The sequence below is a fragment of the Duganella sacchari genome, from assembly GCF_900143065.1.
Lineage (GTDB): Bacteria > Pseudomonadota > Gammaproteobacteria > Burkholderiales > Burkholderiaceae_D > Rugamonas > Rugamonas sacchari.
In genome coordinates, this window is sequence record NZ_FRCX01000004.1 from 545650 (window position 1) to 571931 (window position 26282).

General features: G+C 62.4%; 15 protein-coding genes. 14 read left to right on the top strand and 1 reads right to left on the bottom strand.

The window, feature by feature from the left end; translation table 11 throughout:
• Window positions 1-14: 14 nt before the first annotated feature.
• The 4 genes from cobN to BUA36_RS11570 all read left to right on the top strand — a co-directional run bounded on the left by cobN (window position 15) and on the right by BUA36_RS11570 (window position 6455).
• The gene (gene cobN / locus BUA36_RS11555) at window positions 15-3818 is read left to right on the top strand and encodes a cobaltochelatase subunit CobN (RefSeq protein ID WP_072784578.1); all 3804 of its coding nucleotides are present in this window, start codon (window positions 15-17) and stop codon (window positions 3816-3818) included.
• Window positions 3815-4885 (top strand): magnesium chelatase ATPase subunit I, encoded by a 1071-nt coding sequence (locus tag BUA36_RS11560; protein ID WP_072784581.1) that lies wholly within the window; start codon window positions 3815-3817, stop codon window positions 4883-4885. Before cobN ends, BUA36_RS11560 begins: the two co-directional genes overlap by 4 nt.
• Before the next feature lie 128 nt (window positions 4886-5013).
• Complete coding sequence (locus tag BUA36_RS11565; protein ID WP_229255676.1) at window positions 5014-5553, top strand: vWA domain-containing protein; 540 nt, start codon at window positions 5014-5016, stop codon at window positions 5551-5553.
• Between the two features lie 20 nt (window positions 5554-5573).
• Entirely contained in the window at window positions 5574-6455 is an 882-nt protein-coding gene (locus BUA36_RS11570) for a cobalamin-binding protein (protein WP_072784585.1), read from the top strand.
• On the opposite strand, the gene BUA36_RS11575 is transcribed toward BUA36_RS11570, so the two are convergent.
• On the bottom strand, window positions 6452-7030 hold the full coding sequence (locus tag BUA36_RS11575) for a histidine phosphatase family protein (RefSeq protein WP_072784587.1): 579 nt from the start codon (window positions 7028-7030) through the stop codon (window positions 6452-6454). The genes BUA36_RS11570 and BUA36_RS11575 overlap by 4 nt on opposite strands.
• 200 nt (window positions 7031-7230) lie before the next feature.
• Between BUA36_RS11575 and BUA36_RS11580 the strand changes: the two genes are divergently transcribed.
• The 10 genes from BUA36_RS11580 to BUA36_RS11625 form a co-directional block, all read left to right on the top strand.
• On the top strand, window positions 7231-7446 hold the full coding sequence (locus tag BUA36_RS11580) for a CbtB domain-containing protein (RefSeq protein ID WP_072784589.1): 216 nt from the start codon (window positions 7231-7233) through the stop codon (window positions 7444-7446).
• A 13-nt stretch (window positions 7447-7459) separates the two neighbouring features.
• Window positions 7460-8230, top strand: a complete 771-nt coding sequence (locus BUA36_RS11585; protein ID WP_072784591.1) for a CbtA family protein — start codon at window positions 7460-7462, stop codon at window positions 8228-8230.
• 511 nt (window positions 8231-8741) lie between these two features.
• Complete coding sequence (gene proV / locus BUA36_RS11590) at window positions 8742-9977, top strand: glycine betaine/L-proline ABC transporter ATP-binding protein ProV (protein ID WP_072784593.1); 1236 nt, start codon at window positions 8742-8744, stop codon at window positions 9975-9977.
• Window positions 9974-11053, top strand: a complete 1080-nt coding sequence (gene proW / locus BUA36_RS11595; protein WP_072784595.1) for a glycine betaine/L-proline ABC transporter permease ProW — start codon at window positions 9974-9976, stop codon at window positions 11051-11053. The genes proV and proW overlap by 4 nt, the downstream gene beginning before the upstream one ends.
• A gap of 15 nt (window positions 11054-11068) precedes the next feature.
• A complete protein-coding gene (proX, locus tag BUA36_RS11600) occupies window positions 11069-12118 on the top strand; it encodes a glycine betaine/L-proline ABC transporter substrate-binding protein ProX (RefSeq protein ID WP_072784598.1) in 1050 nt (349 codons plus the stop codon).
• A gap of 100 nt (window positions 12119-12218) precedes the next feature.
• Window positions 12219-13304, top strand: coding sequence for a glycoside hydrolase family 43 protein (locus BUA36_RS11605; protein ID WP_229255677.1), 1086 nt, complete (start codon window positions 12219-12221; stop codon window positions 13302-13304).
• Window positions 13305-13440: 136 nt separating this feature from the next.
• Entirely contained in the window at window positions 13441-14319 is an 879-nt protein-coding gene (locus tag BUA36_RS11610; RefSeq protein WP_139260491.1) for a hypothetical protein, read from the top strand.
• A 245-nt stretch (window positions 14320-14564) separates the two neighbouring features.
• Window positions 14565-14777, top strand: a complete 213-nt coding sequence (locus BUA36_RS11615; protein WP_072784602.1) for an MbtH family protein — start codon at window positions 14565-14567, stop codon at window positions 14775-14777.
• Between the two features lie 154 nt (window positions 14778-14931).
• A complete protein-coding gene (locus BUA36_RS11620; RefSeq protein WP_072784604.1) occupies window positions 14932-24636 on the top strand; it encodes a non-ribosomal peptide synthetase in 9705 nt (3234 codons plus the stop codon).
• Between the two features lie 18 nt (window positions 24637-24654).
• A partial coding sequence (locus BUA36_RS11625; protein ID WP_167544278.1) for a condensation domain-containing protein occupies window positions 24655-26282 on the top strand: 1628 nt, incomplete at its 3' end.

Genomic DNA, 26282 nt, shown 5'->3' on the forward strand with positions numbered 1-26282 from the left:
CGCCGTAAGCAGCCATGCATCTTCTTTCGGCCCGGCCCGGTGGACACGTCGAGGATGACGGTCTTGGTGTCGTGCGCGTTGAGCAGACACCGGGTGATATCGTCATCCTCAGCGCGGCCGACACCACGCTGTCGCTGCTGGCCGATGTCGCATCCGGGCTGGATGCCAGTTTCCCCAGCATCCGCCTGGCCAACCTGATGTGGCTGCGCCAGCCGGCCAGTGTCGACCTGTATATGGACGACGTGCTGCAGCATGCCCGTGTGGTCATCATCGATCACATCGGTGCGCCGGGTGATTCGGCTTACCTGGTCGAGCAGGCGGTGGCGAAAGCGCAGGAGCGCGGCCAGTGGCTGGCCATGTTCTCCGGCGACATGAATGAAGATCTGCAACTGCTGTTGCGCAGTACCGCCGCGCAGGACGATTGCCGTCACCTGTGGCGCTGCCTGCGTGAAGGCGGGCGCGACAATGCGCAAAAATTCTTTGCGCTCATCGGCCATGCGGTGTTCGGCCTCGGCCAGCGTCCGGTCCCGGCCGTGCCGCTGCCGCCCGCACTGCTGTACCAGCCGTATAAACTGACCGGCCCGTGGCGGCCGGAAGCACCGGTGGCCTTGCTGGTGTTTTACCGCGCCCATCTGCTGGCCGGCAATACCGCGGTGTTCGACGACATGATGGCCGCCTTGCACGACGCCGGCATGAATCCCCTGGCGCTGGCGGTAGACTCCCTCAAGACACCCGCCAGCTATGCCATGCTGCAATCGCTGGCCCGCGAGCAGCAGGTGCAGGTAGTGCTTAACGCCACCAGCTTTGCGGTGTCCTCGCTGGATGGCGACGAGGAGCAACTGAGTCAGGCGCTGGCCGGCGACGCGCCGGTGCTGCAACTCATCACCGCCGGTTGCGGACAAGATCAATGGCAGGCGGACCCGCACGGCCTGACGCCACGCGACATGGCCATGCAGGTGGTGCTGCCGGAAGTCGATGGCCGCATCGGCACGCGCGCCATCAGCTTCAAGGGCTTGTCATGGCGTTGCGAACGCACCGAAATGGATATCGTGCGCTATCAGCCCGAGCCGGAACGTATCGCCTTCGTGGCCGAGATGGCGCGCCGCTGGTGCGTGCTGCGCAGCAAACCCAACGCCAGCAAGCGCGTGGCGCTGATCCTGGCCAACTATCCCAATGATGACGCCCGCCTGGCCAATGGCGTCGGCCTGGACACACCGGCGTCCACGGTGGCGATACTGGAAGCATTGCGCGAGGCCGGCTACGTAACCGGCGCGCTGCCTGAAGACGGCGATGCGCTGATGGCCACGTTGATCGGCGGCGTCACGAATGCACTGGACGCCAATGATGCCCGGCCAGCGTTGCAGAGCCTGTCCATGGACGACTACCTGGCAGACTTCCATGCCTTGCCGGCCGCCAGCCGCGATGCGGTCAACGCCTTGTGGGGCTTGCCCCAGCACGACCCGATGGTGCGGCAAGGGCGCTTCATGGTATCCGGCCGTCGCTATGGCAATGTCTTCGTCGGCAACCAGCCCGCGCGTGGGCGCGACCTGGATCTGGTGGCCAGCTACCACGACGCTGACCTGGTGCCGCCGCATAACTACCTGGCGTTCTACTTCTGGCTGCGCCGCGTCTATGCCGTGGACGCGGTGGTCCATGTCGGCAAGCATGGCAATCTGGAGTGGTTGCCGGGCAAAAGTGTGGCCTTGGGGGCGGACTGCTGGCCCGACGCCATTCTGGGGCCGTTGCCGCATCTGTATCCATTCATCGTCAATGATCCGGGTGAGGGCAGCCAGGCCAAGCGCCGCACCCAGGCCGTGATCATCGACCACCTGATGCCGGCGATGACGCGCGCCGAAACCTACGGTCCGCTGCAGGCGCTGGAACGGCAGATGGACGAATATTACGAGGCGCTGTCGCTGCATCCACGCCGGGCCAAAATGCTGCGCTCGGAGATCCTTGAACGTATTCTGAAAGAGAACCTGCATCAGGAACTGGGCTTCGCCAAACCGGCCGACGAGACGGCGCGCGAAGCGTTGCTGAGCCGGCTCGATGCCTACCTGTGTGAAATCAAGGAATCCCAGATCCGCGACGGCCTGCATACCCTGGGCAGCTCGCCGCAGGGACGGCAGCGTATCGACACCATGGTGGCGCTGGCGCGCTTCCCGGGCGGGAATCAGGCCGGACAGCTAAGCTTGCTGCAAGCCTTGTCCGAGGATCTGGGGCTGGACGGCTTCCAGCCGTTGAATCCCAACTGGGCGCAGCCTTGGCAGGGACCTAAGCCTCAAGCGTTGCAGCAGCTCAGCGATGACGTCTGGCGTCACGAAGGCCATACGCGCGAACGGCTGGAACTGCTGGCGGCGCAATTGACCGCTGCCGCGCTGGACGATGGCGCCACCGTGAATGTCGCCGTCTGGCCGCGCACCGCAGCGGTACTGCAGCGTATCCGCGAGACCCTGCAACCTCGCCTCGATGCCTGCGGTCCCAACGAGATGACCCAATTGCTGCGCGGCCTGGCGGGACGCTTTGTGCCGGCCGGCCCGAGCGGTGCGCCGTCGCGCGGCCGGCCGGACGTCTTGCCCACCGGCCGTAATTTCTATTCCGTCGATACGCGCGGCGTGCCGACGCCCACCGCCTATGCGATGGGCGTGGCGGCGGCCGACCTGGTGGTGGAGCGCCATCTGCAGGACCATGGCTGTTTTCCCGCCGCAGTCGGTTTGTCGATCTGGGGCACCAGTACCATGCGTACTGGCGGCGAGGATATCGCCCAGGCGTTTGCGCTGCTGGGCGTGCGGCCCAAATGGGCGCCCGGCAGCAACCGCGTGCTGGATATTGAAGTCCTGCCGATGTCCATTAAATGGCGTCCGCGCGTGGATGTGACGTTGCGCGTGTCCGGCTTCTTCCGCGACGCCTTCCCGAACGTGATCGACCTGTTTGACACCGCCGTGCGCGCCGTGGCGGCGATTTCGGAGGAAGACGAACCCGACGACATCAATCCCATCCGTGTGCGCGTGCGGCGCGAGGCGGCACAAGCGCAGGAGCAGGGCCTGTCGGCAGAAGATGCCGAGCGCCAGGCCAGCTGGCGGGTGTTCGGCCCACGTCCGGGCGGCTACGGCGCCGGTTTGCAGGAACTGCTCGGTGGACGCTGGAACGACGGCTCCGACCTGGCCCAAGCTTATCTGCGCGCAGGCGCCTACGCCTATGGTCAGGACGAGCATGGCAAGGCAGCGCGCGGCACTTTCGAGCAACGGCTGTCGTATATCGACACGGTGCTGCACAACCAGGACAACCGCGAGCACGACATCCTGGACTCCGACGATTACTACCAGTTCCAGGGCGGCATGGCGGTGGCTATTGAACAGTTGACCGGCACGCCCGCCACGCTCTACCACGGTGACTTCAGCGTGCCAGGTGCGCCGCGCGTCCGTACGCTGGGCGAGGAGCTGGCGCGTGTAGTGCGCTCGCGCGCGGTCAATCCGAAATGGCTGGAAGGCGTCAAGCGTCATGGTTACAAGGGCGCGTTTGAAATCGCCGCCACGGTGGACTATCTGTTTGCGTTCGACGCCACCACCGGCGTGGTCAGCGACCACCAATATGCAATGGTGGCGGACGCCTATCTGCATGATGACGCCACCCGGGCCTTCATGCAGCAGCATAATCCGCTGGCCTTGCGCAATGTCGGCGAGCGTTTGCTGGATGCCATGCAGCGGGGCATGTGGGCCGAACCGGGCGATCACCGGGAACGTATTGAAGAACACCTGCTGGCGTTGGAGCATCGGCTCGAAACGCTGGAGGATGTTGAAAGAGGAGATGTGCCATGACCGTTGTCCAAGCCGCCGCACCTGCGGTCTTTCCGTTCACCGCGCTGGTGGGGCAGTCCGAACTGCAGCGCGCGCTGCTGCTGACCGCAGTCGATCCCGGCATCGGTGGCGTGCTGATCAGCGGTCCGCGCGGCACGGCGAAGTCGACGGCGGCGCGCGCGCTGGCGGAACTGCTGCCAGGGGCCAAGGAAGCCGCACCGTTTGTGTCGCTGCCGCTGACCGCCAGCCTGGAGCAACTGGTCGGCAGCCTGAACGTCGAAGACGTGCTGCGCGATGGCAAGGTGCGGCTGTCGCCCGGTCTGGTGGCGCGCGCACACGGCGGTGTGCTGTACGTGGACGAAGTGAACCTGCTGCCCGACGCGCTGGTGGATGCGCTGCTGGACGTGGCCGCCAGTGGCGTGAACATCGTCGAGCGGGACGGCATCTCCCAGCAGCATGCTGCGCGCTTTGTGCTGGTCGGTACCATGAACCCGGAAGAGGGCGAGCTGCGGCCGCAACTGCTGGACCGCTTCGGCCTGGCAGTCACGCTGGAAAATCCTCGCGACCCTGTACCGCGCCAGGCCATCCTGCGCGCGCGGCTGCAATTTGACGAGGATGCGCAGGCGCTGATCGGCGCACACACACCGCAACTGGTCCAGCTCGGCGAGCAGCTGACGCGGGCACGCGCCGCTTTGGCCGGTCTGACATGGCCGGATGCGGTCCTGGCGCACGCAGCCCAAAAAGCGCTTGATGCTGGTGTGGACGGCGTGCGTGCCGACCTGGTCATGCTGCGCGCCGCCCGTGCGCTTGCAGCACTGGAAGGACGTAGCGCAGTGACGACAGCAGATGTCGATGCCGTAGCGGACCTGGCGCTGGCACACCGCCGCATGGAGTCCGCGGCCACGCCGCCTGGCGCCAGCCAGCGTCCCCAGCCTGCACCGTCCAACGGCAATCAACACCAGCCAGCGCCTGACGCACTGGCTGAGCCGGGCCGCGAACCCGAAGGCGACTGGGGCGCATTGCCGCCTCAGCCGGTTGCCACCACGCGTGTCGTCTCTACAGGAGCTTGGCCCGCAAAAAAAGCCTGAGCCACCCTGGCGCGCAGCCCCGGACAGGGGAGAGCGGCCAACGGTGGCGCACCTCCCCTGTGTCGCCTGCTCCGGCTGTCCGAAAGGCCGCCACGCACGCCCCACCATCAAGTTCAGCGATAGCCTGGGTGCGAACACTGGTCGCCAAAGGTCCACAGCCGCTGAGGCGCGAGCATCTGCGTCGCCAGCCAGCGCATGCCGTGGTGCCCGCATTGCACCTGATCCTGCTGGATACCTCGGGCTCGATGCGCCAGAACGGCCGACTGGCGCTGGCCAAGGGCTACGCAGCGCGGTTGATCGAACAAGCCGCGCGCGCTGGCGACGACGTCGGCATGCTGTCGTTTGGCGGCCAGGGTGTTGAAGTCACCGTGCCACCTGGCCCGGCACGCGCCGCAGGCGCCATGCGCGCACGCGAATGCGGCGGCGGCGGTGGAACACCATTGGTGCAGGCGCTGGCGGTGGCCGGGCAGTTGCTGGCAGTGTCAGCCAGGCGGGGCCGCAGGGAAACAGTGTTGTGGCTGCTGACGGATGGCCGCACGCTGGAGCAACCCGGCGCGCCTGCCGCCGCCGGGCACATCGTCATCATCGACTTCGATCATCGTGATCGGCCACTCGGACGTTGCGCGGCCTGGGCCGAGCGCTGGCCAGCCGAGCATCGGCTGGCTTAACTATTTCAAGGGCAATTGTCGTGCAAAAACTGATTCTGCTTCTTTCCGCGCTGTGCATTGCCGGTACGTCCACCGCTGCCATTACCGTCAAGGACGATGACGGCAATCCCGTCACCTTGCAAAAGCCGGCAAGGCGCGTGATTTCGATGGCGCCGCATGTGACCGAACTGCTGTTTGCAGCGGGCGGCGGTGAACGCATCGTCGGCGCGGTCACTTACAGCGACTACCCGGAAGCGGCCAAGAAGATCCCGCGCGTGGGCGATAACCGACAACTCGACATGGAGCGCGTGATTGCGATGAAGCCGGACCTGATCGTCGTCTGGATGCATAGCAGTTCGGAGCGCCAGCTCGATATGCTGCGCCAGCTCGGCATTCCGCTCTATCACAGTGAGCCGCCGACACTGGATGCCATCCCTGGCAGCATTGCCCGTCTTGGTCAGCTGCTGGGGACCGAAAAAGTGGCCGACGCTGCCGCTGACGACCTGCGCCAGAAGCTGGCGGCGTTGACCGCCAGGTATGCCCGCCGCTCGCCGGTTCGGCTGTTTTATCAGGTGTGGGACAAGCCGCTGTACACGCTCAATGGCACGCATATCGTCAGCGATGCCATCCGCGTGTGCGGCGGCGAGAACATCTTTGCGGATCTAAAAATGACTGCCCCTGTCGTCAGCGCCGAAGCGGTGCTGCAGCAGGATCCGGAAGCCATCTTCGGCACCAGCCAAAAGGATAACGGCGGCGTCAATCTGTGGCGGCAATACAGCACGATGACGGCGGTGCGCAACGATAATCTGTTCACGCTGAATGGCGAATTGCTCAACCGCGCAGGCCCGCGCATGATCGAAGGCACGGTGGCCTTGTGCGAGAAACTCGATATCGCCCGGCAGCATCGCAAGAATGGTGGCTAGGACACGCTATCCTGCGGACTCGTGATCCAGCTCCACCCACGCGCTGAGCGCCGCAACTCCACCAGTGACAGCGGCGCGACCTCGATGCGGGCATGCGCGGAGAGCGGGGCGCCGAGCGCATGGAGAATGGCCGCACGAATGACCGAGGCATGCGTCAGCGCGATGACGGTCCCGGACGTGTCAGGCAGTGCATCCAGCCATGCGCCGACCCGGGCGGCCAGCGCGCCAAAGGATTCGCCGCCATGCGGCGCCGTCTGCGGATCGCTGAGCCACGTTGCCAGGCTGTCCGGCTCGGCGGCCGCGAGATCGGCAAGGCCTTGTCCGGTCCAGCGGCCAAAATCAATTTCTGCCAATGCGGGCGCGATGGCGGCGTCGAGGTTGAGCAGGCGGGCAGTCTCGCCCACGCACACGGCGGTGCTGCGGAAGGCAGCCGCTGCCTGCATGGCTTCGATACGTGGGCGCCACGCCTGTGTCGCTTCAATGCCGCGTTCATCGAGTGCATCGTCGGACGGAAAGCGTCCGCTGCGCATTGCCGCCGTGGCTGCATGGCTGATGAGTAATAAGCGTAAGTGCATGAATCTCTTTCCGCCTAAGCGATGAATCAATTTCTGAAAGAATAGTGCGTATAATGCGGGCGTCGAGATACGGAAACCGGTGCAAGTCCGGTGCGGTCGTGCCACTGTAATCGCTGCTGTCCAACAGCCGAAAGCCAGACCCGAATCGAAGCAGCAACCCTTAATTTTATAGTGGGCACGTAACCCCGGGAGAATTTATTATGAACGTCGGCACCCTCAATCCAGCTCTGGAACCTGTCGTCAGCCCCATTCCTGTCAGCGAACTGTTGCCATGGCTGGTATTTGGCGGCCTGTTAATGCTGCTTGCCATCTATTTTGTCGGTGCCGAGCAAGGCGCCACCTCCCTGATTCCCGGCATGTATGTGCATGAGTTCGTGCACGATGGCCGCCATCTGCTCGGCTTCCCCTGCCACTGATCGGGAGCACAACATGGTCGGTAAGTTTTTAGTACGCGGCATGCTCGCGGGCGTTGTTGCGGGCGTGCTGGCGTTTGGCTTTGCCCGTTTCTATGGCGAGCCGCAGGTTGAGCAGGCGATTTCGCTGGAAGATCATGGCGCTGCTGCAGGCGGCCATTCCCATGGTCCAGCTGAAGCATCCGTCCACACCCATGAACATGAACACGAGCATGAAGAAGAGCTTGTGAGCCGGCCCACGCAGGCAGGCCTCGGTCTGCTCACCGGCGTGGTGGTGTTCGGCGCAGCGGTTGGCGGCTTGTTTGCGCTGGTGTTTGCCTATGCCCACGGCCGCGTCGGGCGGCTCGGCGCCAGGGCATTGTCCGCCTGGCTGGCATTGGCTGCGTTCACGACGCTGGTGCTTGTTCCGAATCTCAAGTACCCGGCCAATCCGCCCTCAGTGGGGATAGCCGAGAGCATCGGCTATCGCACCGGCCTGTTTTTCCTGATGATCGCCATTTCGATCACGGTCATGGTGTTTTCGCTCAAGGTACGCGGCGCGCTGGTTGCCCGGCTGGGCGCATGGAACGGATCGATTGCTGGAGGGGGCGTGTTTGTAGCGATCACCGCTGTCGTGCTCAATTTGCTGCCGGCACTGAACGAAGTGCCGTCGAACTTCCCTGCAGCGCTGTTGTGGGAATTCAGGCTTGCCGCAGTCGGTATGCAATTGCTCATGTGGACTGTGATCGGACTGCTGTTTGGCTGGCTGGTAGAGCGGGTTCAACGAGCAGCCAGCCGTTCAGCCTGACATTTGTTCATGCAGCGAAGGGAGGCCTCCGCCGCCTCCTGGCAAATCAACTCTTCAGTCCAAACCGGCATACTTATCCGCGCGTTCTGGCTGTGGCAGCGAGCCTGAAACGCCGTCTGAAAGCGCCGCAGCTTCCCCGTCTGTGCGCTGACGAACATTGCTACCATATTTCAATATGGAATGTCACTGGATATTGTTGTGTTTCTGCGTTATAATGACGTATATTTACAACATTCACCCCGATTGGGGCTGCTGCATCGGGCCATGCGCCCACCCCCTGCGTGGCTAAAAGTCCTGAGTCCCAGCTTCTTTTAGCACGTACATGACACTTTGGCACACCGGCTCTCCATTTGAGCCTCGCCGGTTACCCCGTGTTCCATCCTTCTCCGTCGCTTGCGCGCGCTTCTTTTGCGCCGTTGCATAACCGTCGGCGCAGGATTCGCTGATTCCCGTCGCCAGCCTGCGGCTCGCCGGGTTTCATTCCATTCGTCAAATCGAAGGAGACCACAACGTGGCAAAACAAATCATCATCGACCATGTATTCAAAGTATTCGGCGACCGGCCCGATGACGCACTGGCCCTGGTCCGCCAGGGCGCCAGCAAGCAGGACATCCTGGCCAGGACGGCATGCACCATCGGCGTGTTTGACGCCACGTTGACCATTGAAGCTGGTGAGATCTTCGTCATCATGGGCTTGTCCGGTTCGGGCAAGTCGACTCTGGTGCGGATGCTGAACCGTCTGATCGAGCCGACGGATGGCCGTATTCTCATCGACGGCAACGACATCAACACACTGCCCGACGCGCAGCTGCGCGCCTTGCGCCGCAAGGATATCAGCATGGTGTTCCAGTCATTCGCGCTGCTGCCGCAACTTACCGTACTGGACAACACCGCATTCGGCATGGAACTGGCAGGCATGCCCAAAGCCGAGCGCCACGCGCTTGCGCGCCAGGCGCTGGAGCAGGTAGGCCTTGCGGCTTATGCCAATAGCTATCCGGACGAACTGTCGGGCGGCATGCAGCAGCGCGTGGGACTGGCGCGTGCGCTGGCCTGCGATCCGTCCATCCTGCTCATGGATGAGGCGTTCTCGGCGCTGGACCCCATCATGCGCGTGGACATGCAGTCGGAGCTGTTGCGCCTGCAGCAGATCAAGCGCCGCACCATTGTCTTTATTTCGCACGACCTCGATGAAGCCATGCGTATCGGCGACCGGGTGGCGATCATGAAAGATGGCCATGTGGTGCAAGTGGGCACGCCGGAAGAAATCCTGCGCAAGCCGGCCAATGACTATGTCTGCAAGTTCGTGCGCGGGGTGGATGCCGCTGCGGTATTCAAGGCCAGCGACATTGCCCGCAAGAGCCAGATCGTGGTGTCGGAATCGCCGACCCGTGGCGCCCGGGCAGCGTTGTCGATGCTGGAAGAGCAGGACCGGAGCTATGCCTATGTCGTCGACACCAGGCGCAAGTTCCTTGGTCTGGTGTCGGCCGATTCGCTGCGCAATGCATTGGATGGCCACACGGGGCCGCTGGGTCTGCAGCACGCCTATCTGCCGGAAGTGCAGTCCATCCGCGCCAATGAAGCGGTGGCGGGGCTGTTCGGCCAGGTAGCGCAATTGCCTTACGCGGTGCCGGTGGTGGACGATGACGGCAGCTTCCACGGCGCCATCAGCCGGACCACCTTGCTGAAATTCCTCGACCGCGATACGCCACCGATTGCCGAACCACAAGCACAGAAAGGACACGCATGACTTCCAGTACCGTCAACACCGCAGCAACCGTTGCAGAACAAGCCGCCCCGGTCAATCCATGGCTGCCGACGCCGCCTGGCGACACCGCGTGGCTCGATGCCGCCAAGCCGGCCGAACACGCCAGCGGCGTTCCACTGTCGCACCTGTTTGACGGTGCGCTGCCGCTGGAATCCTGGATCAACCAGGGCCTGGGCTGGGTCGTTGAGCATTGCCGGCCATTCTTCCAGGCCGTGCGCCTGCCGATCGATGCCACGCTGAACGGCGTGGGCGAGGTGCTGATGGCGGCGCCATCGCTGATGGTGATTGCCATTATCGGCCTGCTGGCCTGGCAGTTTACGCGCGGTGCGCTTGCCGTCGGTACCGTACTGGCGCTGCTGGTTGTGGCGCTGCTGGGTGTCTGGCCGGAAGCGATGACCACGCTGTCGCTGGTACTGACGTCGCTTGCGTTCTGCCTGCTGATCGGCTTGCCGTTGGGGATTTTCCTGGCCAATAGCGACCGTGCACAAAACACCCTGCGTCCGCTGCTGGACGCCATGCAGACCACGCCGGCTTTTGTGTACCTGGTGCCGGTGGTGATGTTGTTCGGCATCGGCAACGCGCCCGGCGTGATCGTGACCATTGTCTTCGCCTTGCCGCCGCTGGTGCGCCTGACCAACCTCGGCATACGCCAGGTGCGTCCCGACCTGATTGAAGCGGCGCGTGCCTATGGCGCTTCGCCGTGGCAGTTGCTGACCCGCGTGCAGTTGCCGCTGGCCATGCCGTCGATTATGGCGGGCGTCAACCAGTCGCTGATGTTGTCGCTGTCGATGGTGGTGATCGCCTCCATGATCGCGGTGGGTGGCCTGGGGCAGATGGTGTTGCGCGGGATTGGCCGTCTGGATATGGGCCTGGCAACCGTCGGTGGCCTTGGCATCGTGCTGCTGGCCATCACGCTGGACCGCCTGACGCAAGCGATGGGACAGCCGCGCCGTGGCGTGCGTCACTGGTACCAGACCGGCCCGGCAGGCATCGTTTTGCGCCGGCTGCGTGGCAGTTCAGCGGGCGGCGCGGTGAGCACGCCTGCCGTGACACAATAAGAAGAAAGGATCGTAATGCAACGTATTGAACAATTTAAAACCACCTATAAAACGCATCGTAAATTCAAGTGGCTGGCAGCGCTGGCGCTGGCGGCGCTGACCTTGACCACCGGCCTGGCCATGGCGCAAACGCCGGATACCAGCCTGCCCGGCAAGGGCATCAAGGTGCAGGCGCTGCAAAGCTCACTGGCTGAAGAGAGCTTCCAGACCATGCTGGTCGAGCGCGCCCTGGAGAGGTTGGGTTATGCGCCGCAGCCGGTGAAGGAAGTGGAATATCCCACCGCGCACGTCGCCATCGCCAATGGTGACGCCACCTTCCTCGCAGTCCATTGGGACCCGCTGCACCAGAGCTACTATGACAATGCCGGCGGCGACGCCAAGCTGCTGCGCATCGGCGCGTATGCCGGTCCGGCGGCCCAGGGCTATCTGATCGACAAGGCCACGGCCGAAAAGTACAACATCAGCAATATCGACCAGTTGCGCGATCCTGGCCTGGCCAAGCTGTTTGACCATGATGGCGACGGCAAGGCTGACCTGACCGGTTGCAGCCCTGGCTGGGGCTGCGAGGCCATGATCGAAAACCATATGGACGCCTACAAGCTGCGCGCGACAGTCAAGCATGTGCAGGGCAGCTATGCCGCACTGATGGCGGATACCATCGGCCGCTACAAGCGCGGTGAGCCGATTTTGTACTACACGTGGACGCCGTACTGGGTGAGCGGGGTGCTGGTGCCGGGCAAGGATGTGGTCTGGCTGCAAGTGCCGTTCTCGTCAAATCCGCAGCATGCCAATACGCGGCTGGATGACGGCAGCGATTATGGCTTCCCGGTCGCCACCACACGCATCGTCGTCAATCGTGCCTGGGCCGAGCATAATCCGGCGGCGGTCAAGCTGTTTGAAGTCGTGCGCTTGCCGATTGCCGACATCAACGCGCAAAACCAGCGCATGCGTGATGGCGAAAGTACGCAGGCCGATATCGTGCGCCATACCGAGGGCTGGATCAAATACCACCAGCAGCTGTTTGATAGCTGGATTGCGCAGGCGCTGTCCGCTGCAACGCCGTGACGATTTACTAAACACGCTAAACAAGGCCGCTTTTCAGCGGCTTTTTCTTTTTCGCGGTACTCCGCGTTTATGCTTGGGACAAGCGATTGATGGAGACTGCATGATGACGCCCAAGAAAAGAATAAATGGTTTATCCCATTTGCTGCTGACGCTCTGTCTGGCAGGCGCGGTGAGTACGTCCAGCGCTGCCAATCCGATTGTGCCGGGTTGGTACGCCGATCCGGAAATCCGTATCTTTGACGGCCAATACTGGATCTATCCGACGTACTCCGCCGACTATGGCGCGCCGGACCGGTCGAAGCACTTCACGCCTGAACAGCAGCGCATGCGTGCACAGTCCCAGTTGATCTGGGAGCCCTACCTGAAAATCACCTTCTTCAACGCCTTCTCGTCGCCGGACCTGGTGCACTGGACCAAACATCCGCACGTGCTCGACGTGGAGAATGTGTCGTGGGCCGCCTACGCCGTATGGGCGCCGTCGGCGATTGAACATCAGGGCAGGTACTATCTGTTTTTTGGCGCCAACGACATCAAGAGCAACGACCAGCTTGGCGGCATTGGCGTGGCCGTGAGCGATAAGCCGGAAGGACCGTTCAAGGATGCGCTGGGAAGACCGTTGATCGGGCAGATCCACAATGGCGCCCAGCCGATCGACCAGATGGTGTTCAAGGATGACGACGGCCAGTTTTATCTGTACTACGGCGGCTGGAAGCACGCCAACGTGGTCAGGCTGGCGCCGGACCTGCTCAGCGTCGTGCCATTCGATGATGGCGCCAAGTTCAAGGAGATCACGCCGGACCCGGAGTACGTCGAAGGGCCGTTCATGGCCAAGCGCAAGGGCGTGTATTACTTCATGTGGTCGGAAGGAGGGTGGACCGGTCCCGATTACAGCGTGGCGTACGCGATGAGTTCATCGCCGCTCGGGCCTTTCAAGCGCGTTGGCAAAATCCTGCAGCAGGATAGCAAGGTGGCGCGCGGCGCGGGCCATCATTCGGTGGTCAACATCCCGGCCACGGATGACTGGTACATCGCCTACCACCGCCGGCCCCTCACGGAGACCGACGGCAATCATCGCGAACTGGCCATCGAGCATCTGTACTTCAACGAGGATGGCACGATACAGCCGGTTGTTATCACCACCGAAGGCGTCATGGAAAGACCGCTGGCGCGCTCTACGCACCGTTGACCGTGCCAGATAATGCCATCCAGCGCGGCATGCTCCGCGCCTAAGCTTTGCTCCAGTCGCCGCGAGCGCATCTGCGCTTGCGGGACGTCGTCGCAGGCGCGCCTGCGTTCATTATTGACATGACTGGAGACAAGCAATGCGTGCATTTCATATGAATCTGTTGACCTACAACGCCAACACACAATTCCCGCAAGGCCAGCTTGCTACCGCAAAACAACAGAATTTGCGCAATCAGATGACAGCGATCGGCGCACCGGCGTTTGACATTGCCGGCTTTACCGAGGTAGGTGTCGCCAATGCGGCCAATCCTGTGAACGTCCGAAACGCGCTGGATGATTTCGGTACGGCACTGGGGATTCCGCAGGCGGTTAACGGGGCGCGGCGCCACATGGCGGTGATCCGCTGCGGCAGGACTGCACTGGTCGACAGCAACGAGGTGGTAGCGCTGGTCATCAACGGCAATGCCGTCATCAACTACTACGATCTGATCTACTTTGACCGGGTCGGCCCCGCCAACGTGCTCACCAGCCGGACGGCGCCTGATGCCACAGCCAACCGCTATACCTCCGTGCTCAACATACCGAACGGTGCGATACCTGACTACCGCTACATTGTGCGGGTCAATTTCACCTTGAACGGCCACGTGTACGACATTGGTTTTGTACACAACCGGGCGCCCGGCAACGATCATGTAGCGGTAGTAATGCCGTGGATCAGAACGATGCTGGAACAGGGCGCGCTGGGCCTGTGCGGCGGTGACTTCAACACCAGTCCACCTGCTGGCATCGTCAATGGCAACGGCATACTGTTGCCGGCCAACGCGCATCACCAAAACGCCTATTACTCGCCGGGACTGACTACCGTGGCCAATCCATATGACTACTGGATCGGTGGCAACGCGGTGCTGAACGCGCCTGCCGGTGGCGGTGTCGCCAGCGCCGGCCGTACGGCACATCCACCGGCGCCTGGCGTTACCGGATCGGATCATTGTGGGGTGTGGATCAACATTGCCTGACCGAGGCCGCTGATCTGTTCGCAAGCTCTGCGGTGACAGGGCTTGTCTGCACCTACATGAAGACTATTTGCAGAAAAGTCACAGTTTACAAAAAAGACATCGTGGCTTGAAGGGCGCGTGCTATAGTTTCCTCCGAATTATCTAAACGGTAATTTTTTACGTTTTGCATGATTACCTAACATATCATTTGTCATGCCATCGCCGTCGCGGATGAACTCCGCAGGCTGCCCCAACGGAGTTGAAGAATGTCGCCAGAAAATCAGGTCGAGACGCTGTACGAAGTGGTGGTAAACGAAGAAGAGCAATATTCCATCTGGCCTGTGACCAAGGCCATTCCCGCAGGCTGGAGCACCGTAGGTGTGCAGGGCGCCAAGCAGCTTTGCCTGGATCACATCAATACTGTCTGGACCGACATGCGCCCGCTGTCGCTACGCCAGCAGATGGCCGCGACCCAGTAATTCCGCACCGACGGCCCACTTTACCAATTTATCCAGCCGGGACTCCGGCGCCCAAGCCTGAACGGTAGCGGCGCCTGGTCCGGTCTATGCCGTGCCCGGAAATATTCCGGTGCGCGTGAGGCGCCGTATTGCCCGAAAGTTGATGAGGTCCACCATGGAGCATCCACACCGTCCTGCTTTTGCCACGTTGCTCGAGTTGCTGTCTTTTCGCGCGTCGCCGCAATCCGGCAGTGCGGACAAGATGGCTTTCAGCTTTCTCGACGACGGCGAAAATGTCAGTGACACGCTGACATTTGCGCAACTGGACTGCCGCGCGCGCAGCCTGGCCGCGCAGTTGCAGCGGGTGTGTGCGCCGGGAGACCGGGTGCTGCTGGTTTATCCGCCTGGACTGGACTACATCGCCAGCTTCTTCGCCTGTGCCTACGCCGGTGTGATTGCGGTACCGGCGCTGCCACCGGCGAATGCGAAGACGCTGCCACGCTTGCTGCTGATGGCGGAGGATGCGCAGCCGGCAGTGGCGCTGACACTGTCGTCGATCGCCGCACGTGTGGAGCAGATGCAGGCCGGCAGCGACAACGTGTTGACCCGCTTGCGCTGGCTGGCTGGCGATGCGTTTGACGATGCGGCCGCGCAGTGGACGCCGCCATCCACCCAACCGTCGGACATCGCCTTCCTGCAGTACACCTCGGGTTCGACGGGCGCACCGAAGGGCGTCATGGTCAGCAACGCCAACATCCTGGCCAATGCGCACTTCATCGCGACCAGCTTCCCGTTCAGCGCTGGCGATACGGTGGTGTCCTGGCTGCCACCGCATCACGATATGGGCCTGGTCAGCATGATCCTGTGTCCTGTCTATGCCGGCTACCACAGCGTGCAGTTCCCACCCGCAGCGTTCCTGATGCGTCCTTACCGCTGGCTCAAGGCCGCCAGCGACTATCAGGCCCGCTTCATCGCCGCGCCCAACTTTGCCTTTGAACTGTGCGTGGACAAAATCACGGATGAGCAGAAGGCAGGGCTGAAACTGGATTTGCTCGAGTATGCGCTGAACGGCGCCGAGCCGGTACGTCCGGCGACCTTGCGCCGCTTTGCCGAGGCCTTTGCACCATGCGGGCTGCGTCCGGAGATCGTCTTGCCCGTGTTCGGGCTGGCCGAAGCGACGCTGTTCGTCACGGGCCAGTGCAAGCCCACACCACTGGCGCAGCGTGGCTTCTGCGCCGACAAGGCGGCGCTGGCGGCCGACCGTATCGAGGCCGCCGCCGGCGATGGTGTCGAATTCGTCTCGCTGGGCGCGGCGCGCATGGGCGGACATGAAGTATGCATCGTCGAACCGTCCGGCGGCGAAGCCTGCATCGAAAACGCCATCGGCGAGGTATGGGTACAAGGGCCTTCCGTCGCCCAGGGGTACTGGCGGCGCGAGGAGGCCACTGCGGCCACCTTCCACGCCAAGATACGCGGCAGGGAAGGGCAGTGGATGCGTACCGGCGACCTGGGTTTCCTGCGCGAGGGCCAGTTGTACATCGCGGGCCGCATCAAGGAAATGATGATCTTCAATGGGCGCAACATCTATCCACAGGACGTGGAGCGCACCATCGAATCGCAGGACCCTGCGTTCAGGACCAATGGCTGTGCGGTGTTTGCGCTGGAAGAACAGGCTGGAACACGGCTGGTGGTGGTGCAGGAGCTGGAGTCGCGCCGTGAGCCCGATCATGCGACGCTGGCGTCACGCCTGCGCGCGGAGCTGGGGGAACAGCATGAACTGTATGACGTCGCTGCGATCGTACTGGTGAAGGCAGGACGCATACCGCGTACCTCCAGCGGGAAAATCCAGCGGATCCGCTGCCGTGACCTGTTCCTGGGCGGTGAGCTGGACCTGCTGTGGCGCTGGGACGCACCTGTGAGCACTGTCGTCGCCGACATCACCATCGCCATGGGCGCGGATGAGCAGGCGCTGGCCGCCATCTGGTGCGAGGTGCTGGATCTGCCTTCGGTCGACATGCATGCAGATTTCTTTGCATTGGGTGGCCAGTCGCTGCTGGCGACGCGTGTACTGGCTGCGGTGCGCGAGCACATGGGCGTGGAACTGCCGCTGCGCGCGCTGTTTGATGCCCCCACCATCGCGGCCTTGGCAGATCGTATCGCCGCAGCGCGGCTTGCGCTGCCAGCCAGGTCCGAACCTGTGGCGGTGCGCGGTACAGGGCCAACGCTTTTGTCGTTTGCGCAGCAGCGCCTGTGGTTCCTGGAACAGTTCGAGAACGGCGCAGGCAATTACAATCTGTGTGGCGCACTGCGGCTGCGCGGCCCGCTGGATATCGGCTATCTGTCGCAAGCGCTGAACGGCGTCGTGGCGCGCCATGAAAGCCTGCGTACCACGTTCGGCACGGAGAACGGGCTGGCCGTACAGGTGATTGCGGCTGCCACGCCGCTGTCTTTGCCAGTGACCCATCTGGCTGCAGCGGCGGCCGAGGCACAACTCACCACACTGCTGACGCAGGAAGCGGCTGCAGCGTTCGATCTCGAACATGGCCCGCTGTTACGTGCCCGCCTTTTCATGCTGACGGACGACGAGCATGTGCTGGCCTTGTCCATGCATCACATCATCGCCGACGGCTGGTCGGTAGGCCTGCTGATCGACGAGATCGCACAGAATTATGCCGCCTGCGAGAGCGGCGCCAAACCCGCGTTGACCGCACTGGCCGTGCAGTATGCCGACTATGCGGCATGGCAGCGCGCCTGGTTCAGCGGTGATCGTCGGGCAAGCCAGTTGGATTACTGGCGCAGCCAACTGGCAGGCGCTCCCGCCTTGCTTGCCCTGCCAACCGACCGGCCACGCCCTGCACGTACCAGCTATGCAGGCGCGGTTCACCACTTCCATATCGACGCGGCGTGCTCCGCTGCCATCGCCGCACTGGGGCGTGTGCACGGCGCGACGTTGTTCATGACGCTGGCCGCAGCGTTTAATGTGCTGTTGGCCCGCTACGCCGGCCAGGACGATATCTGCATCGGCACGCCGGTCGCCAACCGCCCAAGGCGGGAATTTGAGCCGCTGATCGGCTTCTTCGTCAACACCACGGTATTGCGCACGCATGTGAATGCAGCTGCATCCTTCACTGAACTGCTTGGCCAGGTGCGCACAGCGGCGTTGGCCATGTACGCCCACCAGGATCTGCCATTCGACCAGCTGGTGGAGGCGCTGCGACCGGAACGTAGCTCCGGCCACGCACCCTTGTTCCAGGTGATGCTGTCGTTGCAGAATAGCCCCGCGAATGAAATCTCTGCCGGTGCATTGCGCATGCGACTTGAAACCGTCGACCGCGCGGCCTCGCAGTTTGACCTGACGCTGAATGTGCTGGAGCGGGACGACCAGCTGGAATGCACCTTTGAATATAGCACCGCGTTATTTGACGCTGCCCGTATCGAGCGCATGGCGCAGCACCTCGTGACGCTGCTGGCGGCGATTGTGGCAACGCCCACGCTACCGCTGGCCAGTCTTGCGATGTCCAGCGACGAAGAGCGGGCATGGCTCGCCAGCCTGAATCAGACCGTATTCGACTTTTGCGCACCACAGACCTTCCATCAATTATTCGAGGCACAAGTCATGCGTACGCCGGAAGCCCCGGCGTTGATCTGCGGCGGCGAGCGGTGGACGTATGCGCAACTGAACCGCCGGGCGAACCGGTTGGCACGTCATCTGCGCGATGTCGGCGTCGGCGCGGAAGTGCACGTGGCGCTGTTGCTGGATCGCTCTCCACAGATGATCGCTGCGATTCTGGCTGTGATGAAGGCGGGTGGCGCCTACGTACCGTTGGACCCGGACTGGCCAGAAGAACGCCTGTCATGGCTGTTGACGGATGCGGCACCGCTGCTGGTGTTGAGCATGACCGCGCTGCGTGGGCGGTTGCCGCGCGGCGGAATGGAAGTGTTGTGCATCGACGCCATGCAAGGCGCAATCGACGACAGCAACCTGCCCAGCGTTAGCCATGCCGGCAATGCCGTCTATATCATCTACACTTCCGGCTCCACCGGCCAGCCCAAAGGCGTGATTTCTACGCATGGTGCAGTGGCCAACCTGGCGCAATCGCATATCCGCGACATCTGCCGCCGGCACCAGCTAAAGCAGGCGCATACCAGCTTCAATGCACCCTATGTGTTCGATGCCTCGGTATCGGAATTGGCCATGCTACTGGATGGTCACACACTGCATGTGCTGCCGGACAGCATACGTCAGTCCCCACAGGCGCTGGCGGCTTATCTGGCGGCCCACGATTTGCAGCTGCTGGATACCACGCCGATGCAGTTGCGTTATCTGCTGGATCAGCAGGCAATATTGCCCAAGGTGGTTATGCTTGGCGGTGAGGCGATAGACCTCGTGCTGTGGCAACGGCTGCAAGCCATCCCGGACACGCGTTTCATCAACGCTTACGGGCCGACGGAAGCGACTGTTGACGCCACTTTGGCGGAGATCGACGAAACACATGCGCAGCCCTTGATCGGCACACCGGAAGCCAACGTGCAAGCCTGGATACTGGATGCGGCGTTGGATCTGGCGCCGTCCGGCGTTCCGGGCGAGCTGTATATCGCTGGTACAGGGCTGGCGCGCGGTTATCTAGGCCGCGCAGCACTTACCGCAGAACGCTTCCTGCCCAACCCATACGGCGCTCCGGGAGCCAGGATGTACCGCACTGGTGATCTGGCGCGCCATGCGCTGGATGGCAGCATCGTTTATCTGGGCCGCAGCGACGATCAGGTCAAGCTGCGTGGCTTCCGCGTCGAGCTGGGGGAAATCGAAGCTGCGCTCCGGCGTATCGAAACCGTGCGAGAAGTCGCCGTCGTGCTCAGGGATGAGCAACTGCTGGCCTATCTGGCCGCGCCAGCCACGTTGGATGCGGCTGTGCTGCGAGCGCAATTGGCGCGTCTATTGCCCTCGTATATGCTGCCCAGCCGCTTCATCGTGCTGGAGAACTTGCCGCTAACGCCTATCGGCAAGGTGGATCGCCGCGCAGTTCCTGAGCCATTGGTAGCAGCGGAAACAGATTACGCAGCGCCACGCAATGAGCGCGAAGCGTTGTTGGCCACCATCTGGCAAGATGTGCTGAAAATTGAACGCATTGGCATCCACGACGATTTCTTCGCCGTCGGTGGTCACTCCTTGCTGGCGGCCCAGCTGACTGCACGTATCCGCGCCGAGCTGCATTGCGAGCTGTCAGTGCGCGCCGTATTTGAAGCGCCGAGCGTGGCGCAACTGGCGGCGGTGCTGGATGCATCGCGGGAGGCGTCAACGTTCGCCATCAAGCGGCGCCCGGCGGACGCCGCACCGCCGCTGTCGTTTGGCCAGCAACGCCTGTGGTTCCTGGACCGGTTTGAAGAAGGCAGCACTGCCTACAATATGTCCGGAGCGGTGCGCCTGCGCGGTGAACTGGACCTGGCGGCATTGACGCGTGCCCTGAATGCGGTGGTGGCGCGTCACGAATCGCTGCGCGCCCGTTTTCAGGACGTGGACGGTAAGGCGATCCAGGAAATCGCTGCCGAACTGCTGATCGACCTGCCGCTGACCGACTTGTCTGCGATGCCCGACCGCGCAGTGCACAGACAGCGCATGATGCAGGAAGAATCGGAGCATCGTTTCGACCTGAGCCAAGGACCGTTGCTGCGCGCCCGGCTGCTGCGCATGGACGCACGCGAGCATCTGCTGATGCTGAACATGCACCATATCGTTTCCGACGGCTGGTCGGTGAGCGTGTTGATCTCCGATCTGGCCACGCTGTATGCGGCATTTAGCCAGCAATTGCCGTCGCCTTTGCCGGAATTGCCGATCCAGTATGCAGATTATGCCGCCTGGCAGCGCGCCCGGCTCGAAGGATCGATGGCGGAACGCCAGCTCGATTACTGGCGCAAGCAGCTCGCCGATGCTCCGGCCGCGCTGGAGCTGCCTGTCGATTATCCGCGTCCAACACTTCCTGCCTATCGCGGAGCGGTGGCGCATTTCCACATCGGCCGGGACACGCTTCAAGGCTTGCATACTCTGGCACGCAGTCAGCAGGCCAGCCTGTTCATGACCTTGTGCGCCGCATTGCAACTGCTGCTGTCACGTTATTCTGGACAGACGGACATCTGCATCGGCACGCCGGTTGCCGGCCGCGATCAACTGGAAACCCAACGCCTGATCGGCTTCTTCGTCAACACACTGGTGCTACGTACGCGCATCGACAGCAGCTGGAGCTTCGTGCAGCTGCTGGATCACCTACGTCAGACAGCGTTGGATGCCTACGCCAATCAGGACTTGCCGTTCGAACGCTTGATGGAAACGCTGCAGCCTGAGCGCCAGGTAAATCGCTCGCCGCTGTTCCAGGTGATGCTGGTGTTGTTGAATACGCAGGCGGAACGCCAGTCGCTGGCGGGGCTGGAAATGGAGGTGGTGACTGAGGACAGCCGCCGCTCGCAGTTTGACCTGACCCTCAATGTACAGGAAGAGCCGGATGGCCTGCGCTGCGCATTCGAGTACAACACAGACCTGTTCAGCGCCGCCACCATGGCACGTATGGGGCAACACTTTTCTCGCCTGCTGGCCACCGTTGCAGCTGACGGTAGTGCCAGCATCGGCAGTATTCGCCTGACCGGCGACGCGGAGCGCCATCATCTGCTGCATGCATTGAATGCGACAGCAAGCACGGCGCCGCTGGAGCAGGGCATCGCCGCGCTGTTCGAAGCACAGGTCACGCGTGCTCCCAATGCTATCGCAGCGGAGATGCCTGGCCCTGCGGGTAACGTCAGCATCACATACGCAGAACTGAATTCGCGCGCCAACCGTCTTGCACATCGCTTGCGCGAGCAGGGCGTCGGGCCGGACGTACTCGTGGCTGTCAGCGCAGCCCGCACGCTGGATACCCTGAGCGGCCTGCTGGCGATCCTGAAAGCTGGTGGCGCCTATCTTCCGTTGGACCCGGCGTATCCGCGGGAACGCCTGACATATATGATCGCCGACGCACACCCCAAGCTGCTGCTGACCTCCGCGGCGATGGCCGACAGTCTGCGTATCGAAGGACTACCGCAGCTGCTGATAGACGGCCAGGACGACGGCGGCGCCGACACCAACCTGTCACCGCAAGGCCACGCGGCCAATCTGGCCTATGTCATCTACACGTCAGGCTCCACGGGGCAGCCGAAGGGCGTGATGAATACCCGCGCGAATCTGGTCAATCACTTGTGGGCACACATTCGCACTTGTCGCCTGGCGCCTGGCGACCGTTTACTGCAATTCGCAACGCTCAACTTTGACGCCTCGGTAGAAGAAATTTTCCCGCCACTGATCGCGGGCGCCACGGTCGTGCTCCGGCCCGAGGAACTGATGGACGGTGCAGCGTTCACGGATTTTCTGTCGGACCATCGCATTTCCGTGGTTGATCTGCCAACCGCCTATTGGCACCAGTGGACCGATGACATGAGCGCTGGTGCGCTGCCGTTGCCCACCGATCTGCGCCTCGCCATCGTCGGCGGTGAAAAAGCGCAGCCAGAGCGGCTGGCCCAATGGCTGCATTTACGCGGCGTGGAACGCGTAAGATGGCTCAATACCTACGGCCCGACGGAAACCACGATCAGCGTTACCAGCCACGAATGTGCTGTAGATGCGCCACCTGGCCCCATCCCGATAGGTCGGCCGATGGCCAATGCGCAGGCGTACATACTGGACGCGGCACTTGAACCAGTACCACAGTGTGTTGCGGGCGAGCTGTATATCGGCGGTGCCGGACTGGCGCGCGGCTATCTGGCACGGCCAGGCCTGACCGCCGCAGCCTTCTTGCCTGACCCGCACGGTATCGCCGGCGCCCGCATGTACCGCACGGGAGACCTGGCACGCTGGAATATGGACGGCATGCTGGAATACCTCGGCCGCGTTGATCGCCAGGCGAAGATACGCGGCTTCCGCGTAGAGCCGGACGAAGTAGCAAGCGCATTGAATGCCTTGCCGCGGGTCGCTGCCGCCACTGTCATGGTGAGGGAAGACGAAGCCGGGCAGCCGCGTCTCATCGCCTACGTCGTAGCGCGCGCGGATAGTGGCGGCAAGGACGATGTTGCGCTACGGGCGGCGCTGGCGCTTACGCTGCCCGACTATATGCTGCCATCCCATATCATCTGGCTGGACGCCTTGCCGCTGACGGCCAGCGGCAAGATCGACCAGCATCGCTTGCCGGCGACGCTGGCAAGCCCGCAAAGTATTCTGGGAGATGATGCGTCACCACATCCGGGTGTGGAAAACCAGCTTGCGGCGATCTGGCAGGCTGTGTTGAAGACCGCCGCAGTCGGACGTCATGATAATTTTTTCCAGTTAGGCGGCGATTCCATTCTCAGCCTGCAGGTCGTCTCGCGCGCGCGTCAGGTGGGCTTGCAGTTCTCTCCGCGCGACCTGTTCCGCCAACCGACGGTGGCTGGACTGGCACCGCTGGTGCAAAGCGTGTCGTCCGTAGCCGCCACCGCGAGCGATGCGGTGGGTGATGTACCGCTGACGCCAGTCCAGCATTGGTTCTTCGAACAATCGCTGGCGAATGCCGCACATTTCAATCAATCCATTCTTCTGGACGCGCGTAGCGATGCGGGACGGTCTGTGCTGAATGCGGCGCTGAAGACGATTGTTCAACAACATGCCGGATTGCGCTTGCGTTTCGCCTGCGAGCAGGGAATCTGGCGCCAGCACTACGCCAAGGAAGTGCCCGAGCAGATACTGGAAGTGTTTTCACTACCGGACAACGCCGCAGTGGTCCGGCATGCCGCAATCATTCAGGCTGCATTGGACTTGCGGCGTGGGCCGCTATTCCGGGCGGTGCGTTATGAAACGCCAGACGGCGTGCGTTTGCTACTGGTTGCACATCACCTTGTAGTTGATGCGGTGTCCTGGCGGATCCTGCTCGCGGACTTGAATACCGCGTGTGCTCAAATGGTGCGTGGAGAGGCAATGCGCCTTCCGGCGATATCCAGTTCGTACAAGGACTGGGCGACCCGTCTGTTGCCCTACGCCGGTAGCACGGCAGTATCAGCAGAACTACCTTATTGGCAAAGGAGCGCTACGCTGGCCCCATTGCAGGTCGATGTCCCTGCAGGCGCCAACCTGGTATCCGATGCGGTCACGCTGGATCTGATTTTCAATGAAGTCAGTACTGCTGATCTGCTGTCCTCATTGCCAGCGCGCGGCGCCAGTGTGGAGGATGCGTTGCTGACTGCCCTGGCGCTGGCCTTCAACGAATGGCGTGGTCAAAGTGCATTGAGCATTCTGCTGGAAGGTCACGGTCGCGAGGATTTGTTCGATGGCGTGGACCTGTCGCGTACCGTCGGCTGGTTCACCGCGCTTTACCCGGTCACGCTATCGCTGTCCAGTCGTGCTTACGGCGACGCTTTGAGACAGGTCAAGGAGCAACTGCGCGCGGTGCCCGCAAAAGGCCTTGGCTATGGCCTGCTGCGTTACGTCACCGGCGCACCGGCACTTAGTACACAAGGCATACCGGCTGTCGCGTTCAACTATCTGGGCCAGGTGGGCGATATGCTCGACGGTGAGTGCGCTTACGTTCCTGCTGCTGCCTGGCAGGGAGCGGACAACGGCCCCACAAATGCGCGCGCGCACGAACTGGAAGTAGACGCGGTCATCATGGCGGGCCAACTCAAGATCTCGCTCTGTTACGGCAGCTTGCGCTTCCGCGCGGCGTCTATCCAGACGCTGGCGGATATGTTCGCACACCACCTGCAAGGCCTGATTGCTCACAACACGCACACGTCGGACAGCGCACACGCCAATGCGGCCGATTTCAACCTGGCGGGACTGGACCAGGATGAACTGGATGCGCTGCTGGACGATCTGGATGAGATGGAAAACTAAGGAATGTCGGGAACAGCCATGCAAACCAAGAGCAAACAAGTCGAAGATATCTATCCGCTTACGCCTGTACAGCATGGCATGCTGTTCCACACGTTGATGGAGCCCGGATCTGGCGTTTACATGGAGCAGATGCAGTGTACCCTGGGGCGCGAACTGGACGTGGCACTGTTTCAGCAGGCCTTGCAGGCATTGGTTCAACGTCATGCGGTGCTGCGTACCAGCCTGGCCTGGGAAAAGGTGAAATCACCAGTGCAGGTCGTGCATCGGTCATTGGCTGTGCCATTCCAGGTGCTGGACTGGAGCGACGATCCGGCAGAGCAGCGTGACGCGCGGATGGCGGCGTTTCTGGAAGAGGACCTGCGGCGCGGTTTCGATCTGGCGAAAGCGCCGCTACTGCGCTTCGCATTAATTCGAATGGATGACAGCAGCTGGGAATTCATATGGACCAGCCACCACATCCTGTATGACGGCTGGTCGCTGGCGCAGATGATGCAGGACCTGTTGACCATCTATGCAGCACTGAAAGAATCGCGGCACCCCATGCTACAGGCTGTGCGCCCATATCGCGATTTTGTCGCATGGTTAAAGCAACAGGACACGACATCCGCCGAACACTGGTGGCGCGAAGCGCTGGCGGGACTGGAGGCGCCAACGCCACTGTCGCTCGATGGCCGCTACCCTGGCCAGCATGGCTGCGGCGAGCGGACGGCACGGCTTGATAAAGCTGCTACCGGCGCTTTGAGTGCATGGGCGCGTGAGCGGGGCATCACCATGAACACGATAGTGCAGGGCGCATGGGCGATCATGCTGTCGCGTTATAGCCGCCAGAGCGACGTGGTATTTGGCGTTACCGTATCCGGCCGTCCGCCCGAACTCACCGGCGTGGAACACATGGTGGGCCTGTTTATCAATACGCTGCCGTTGCGTGTGCAGATCGCGGACGCACCATGTGCGGCCTGGCTCCAGACGCTGCAAGCACAGAATATGGAAATGCGCCAGTTTGAATTTGTCCCTCTGACGCAAATTCAAGGCTGGAGTTCCATTCCCAATGGCGTCGCCATGTTTGACAGCATGGTGGTATTCGAGAATTTCCCCATTGATGCATCGCTGCGGCAGGGCGCTTCTATCCTGCCCGTCGATGCGATCCGCGGCGCGGAACATACCAGCTATGCCTTGACGCTGGTGGCCACCCAAGCCGAAACGCTGGACGTCAAGCTGGTGTTCGACCGTCGCCGTTTTACCGACGTCACGATAGCGCAGATCAGCCAGCAGCTTGGCTGTCTGCTGCGGTTCATGGCGCAGGCGCCAGATGCGACCCTTTCGGCTTTATCGTGGACCACGGCCGAAGAGCGTCAACAGACGCTGGTCAGCTGGAACGACAATGCGTTACCGGATGTGGAACCACAGCCGGCGCATCGACTGTTCGAACAGTGGGTGGCGTCCTCGCCGCAGCAGGCAGCCATTATCTTCGATGGCACTAGCATCAGCTATGACGATCTGAATGTGCGCGCCGAGCGTATGGCCGGCCACCTCCGTGCGGCTGGTGTCGGGCCGGATGTCCTGGTGGGCATCTGCGCCGAGCGCACGCCTGATATGGTGGTGGCCATACTGGCTGTATTCAAAGCAGGTGGCGGCTATCTGCCGCT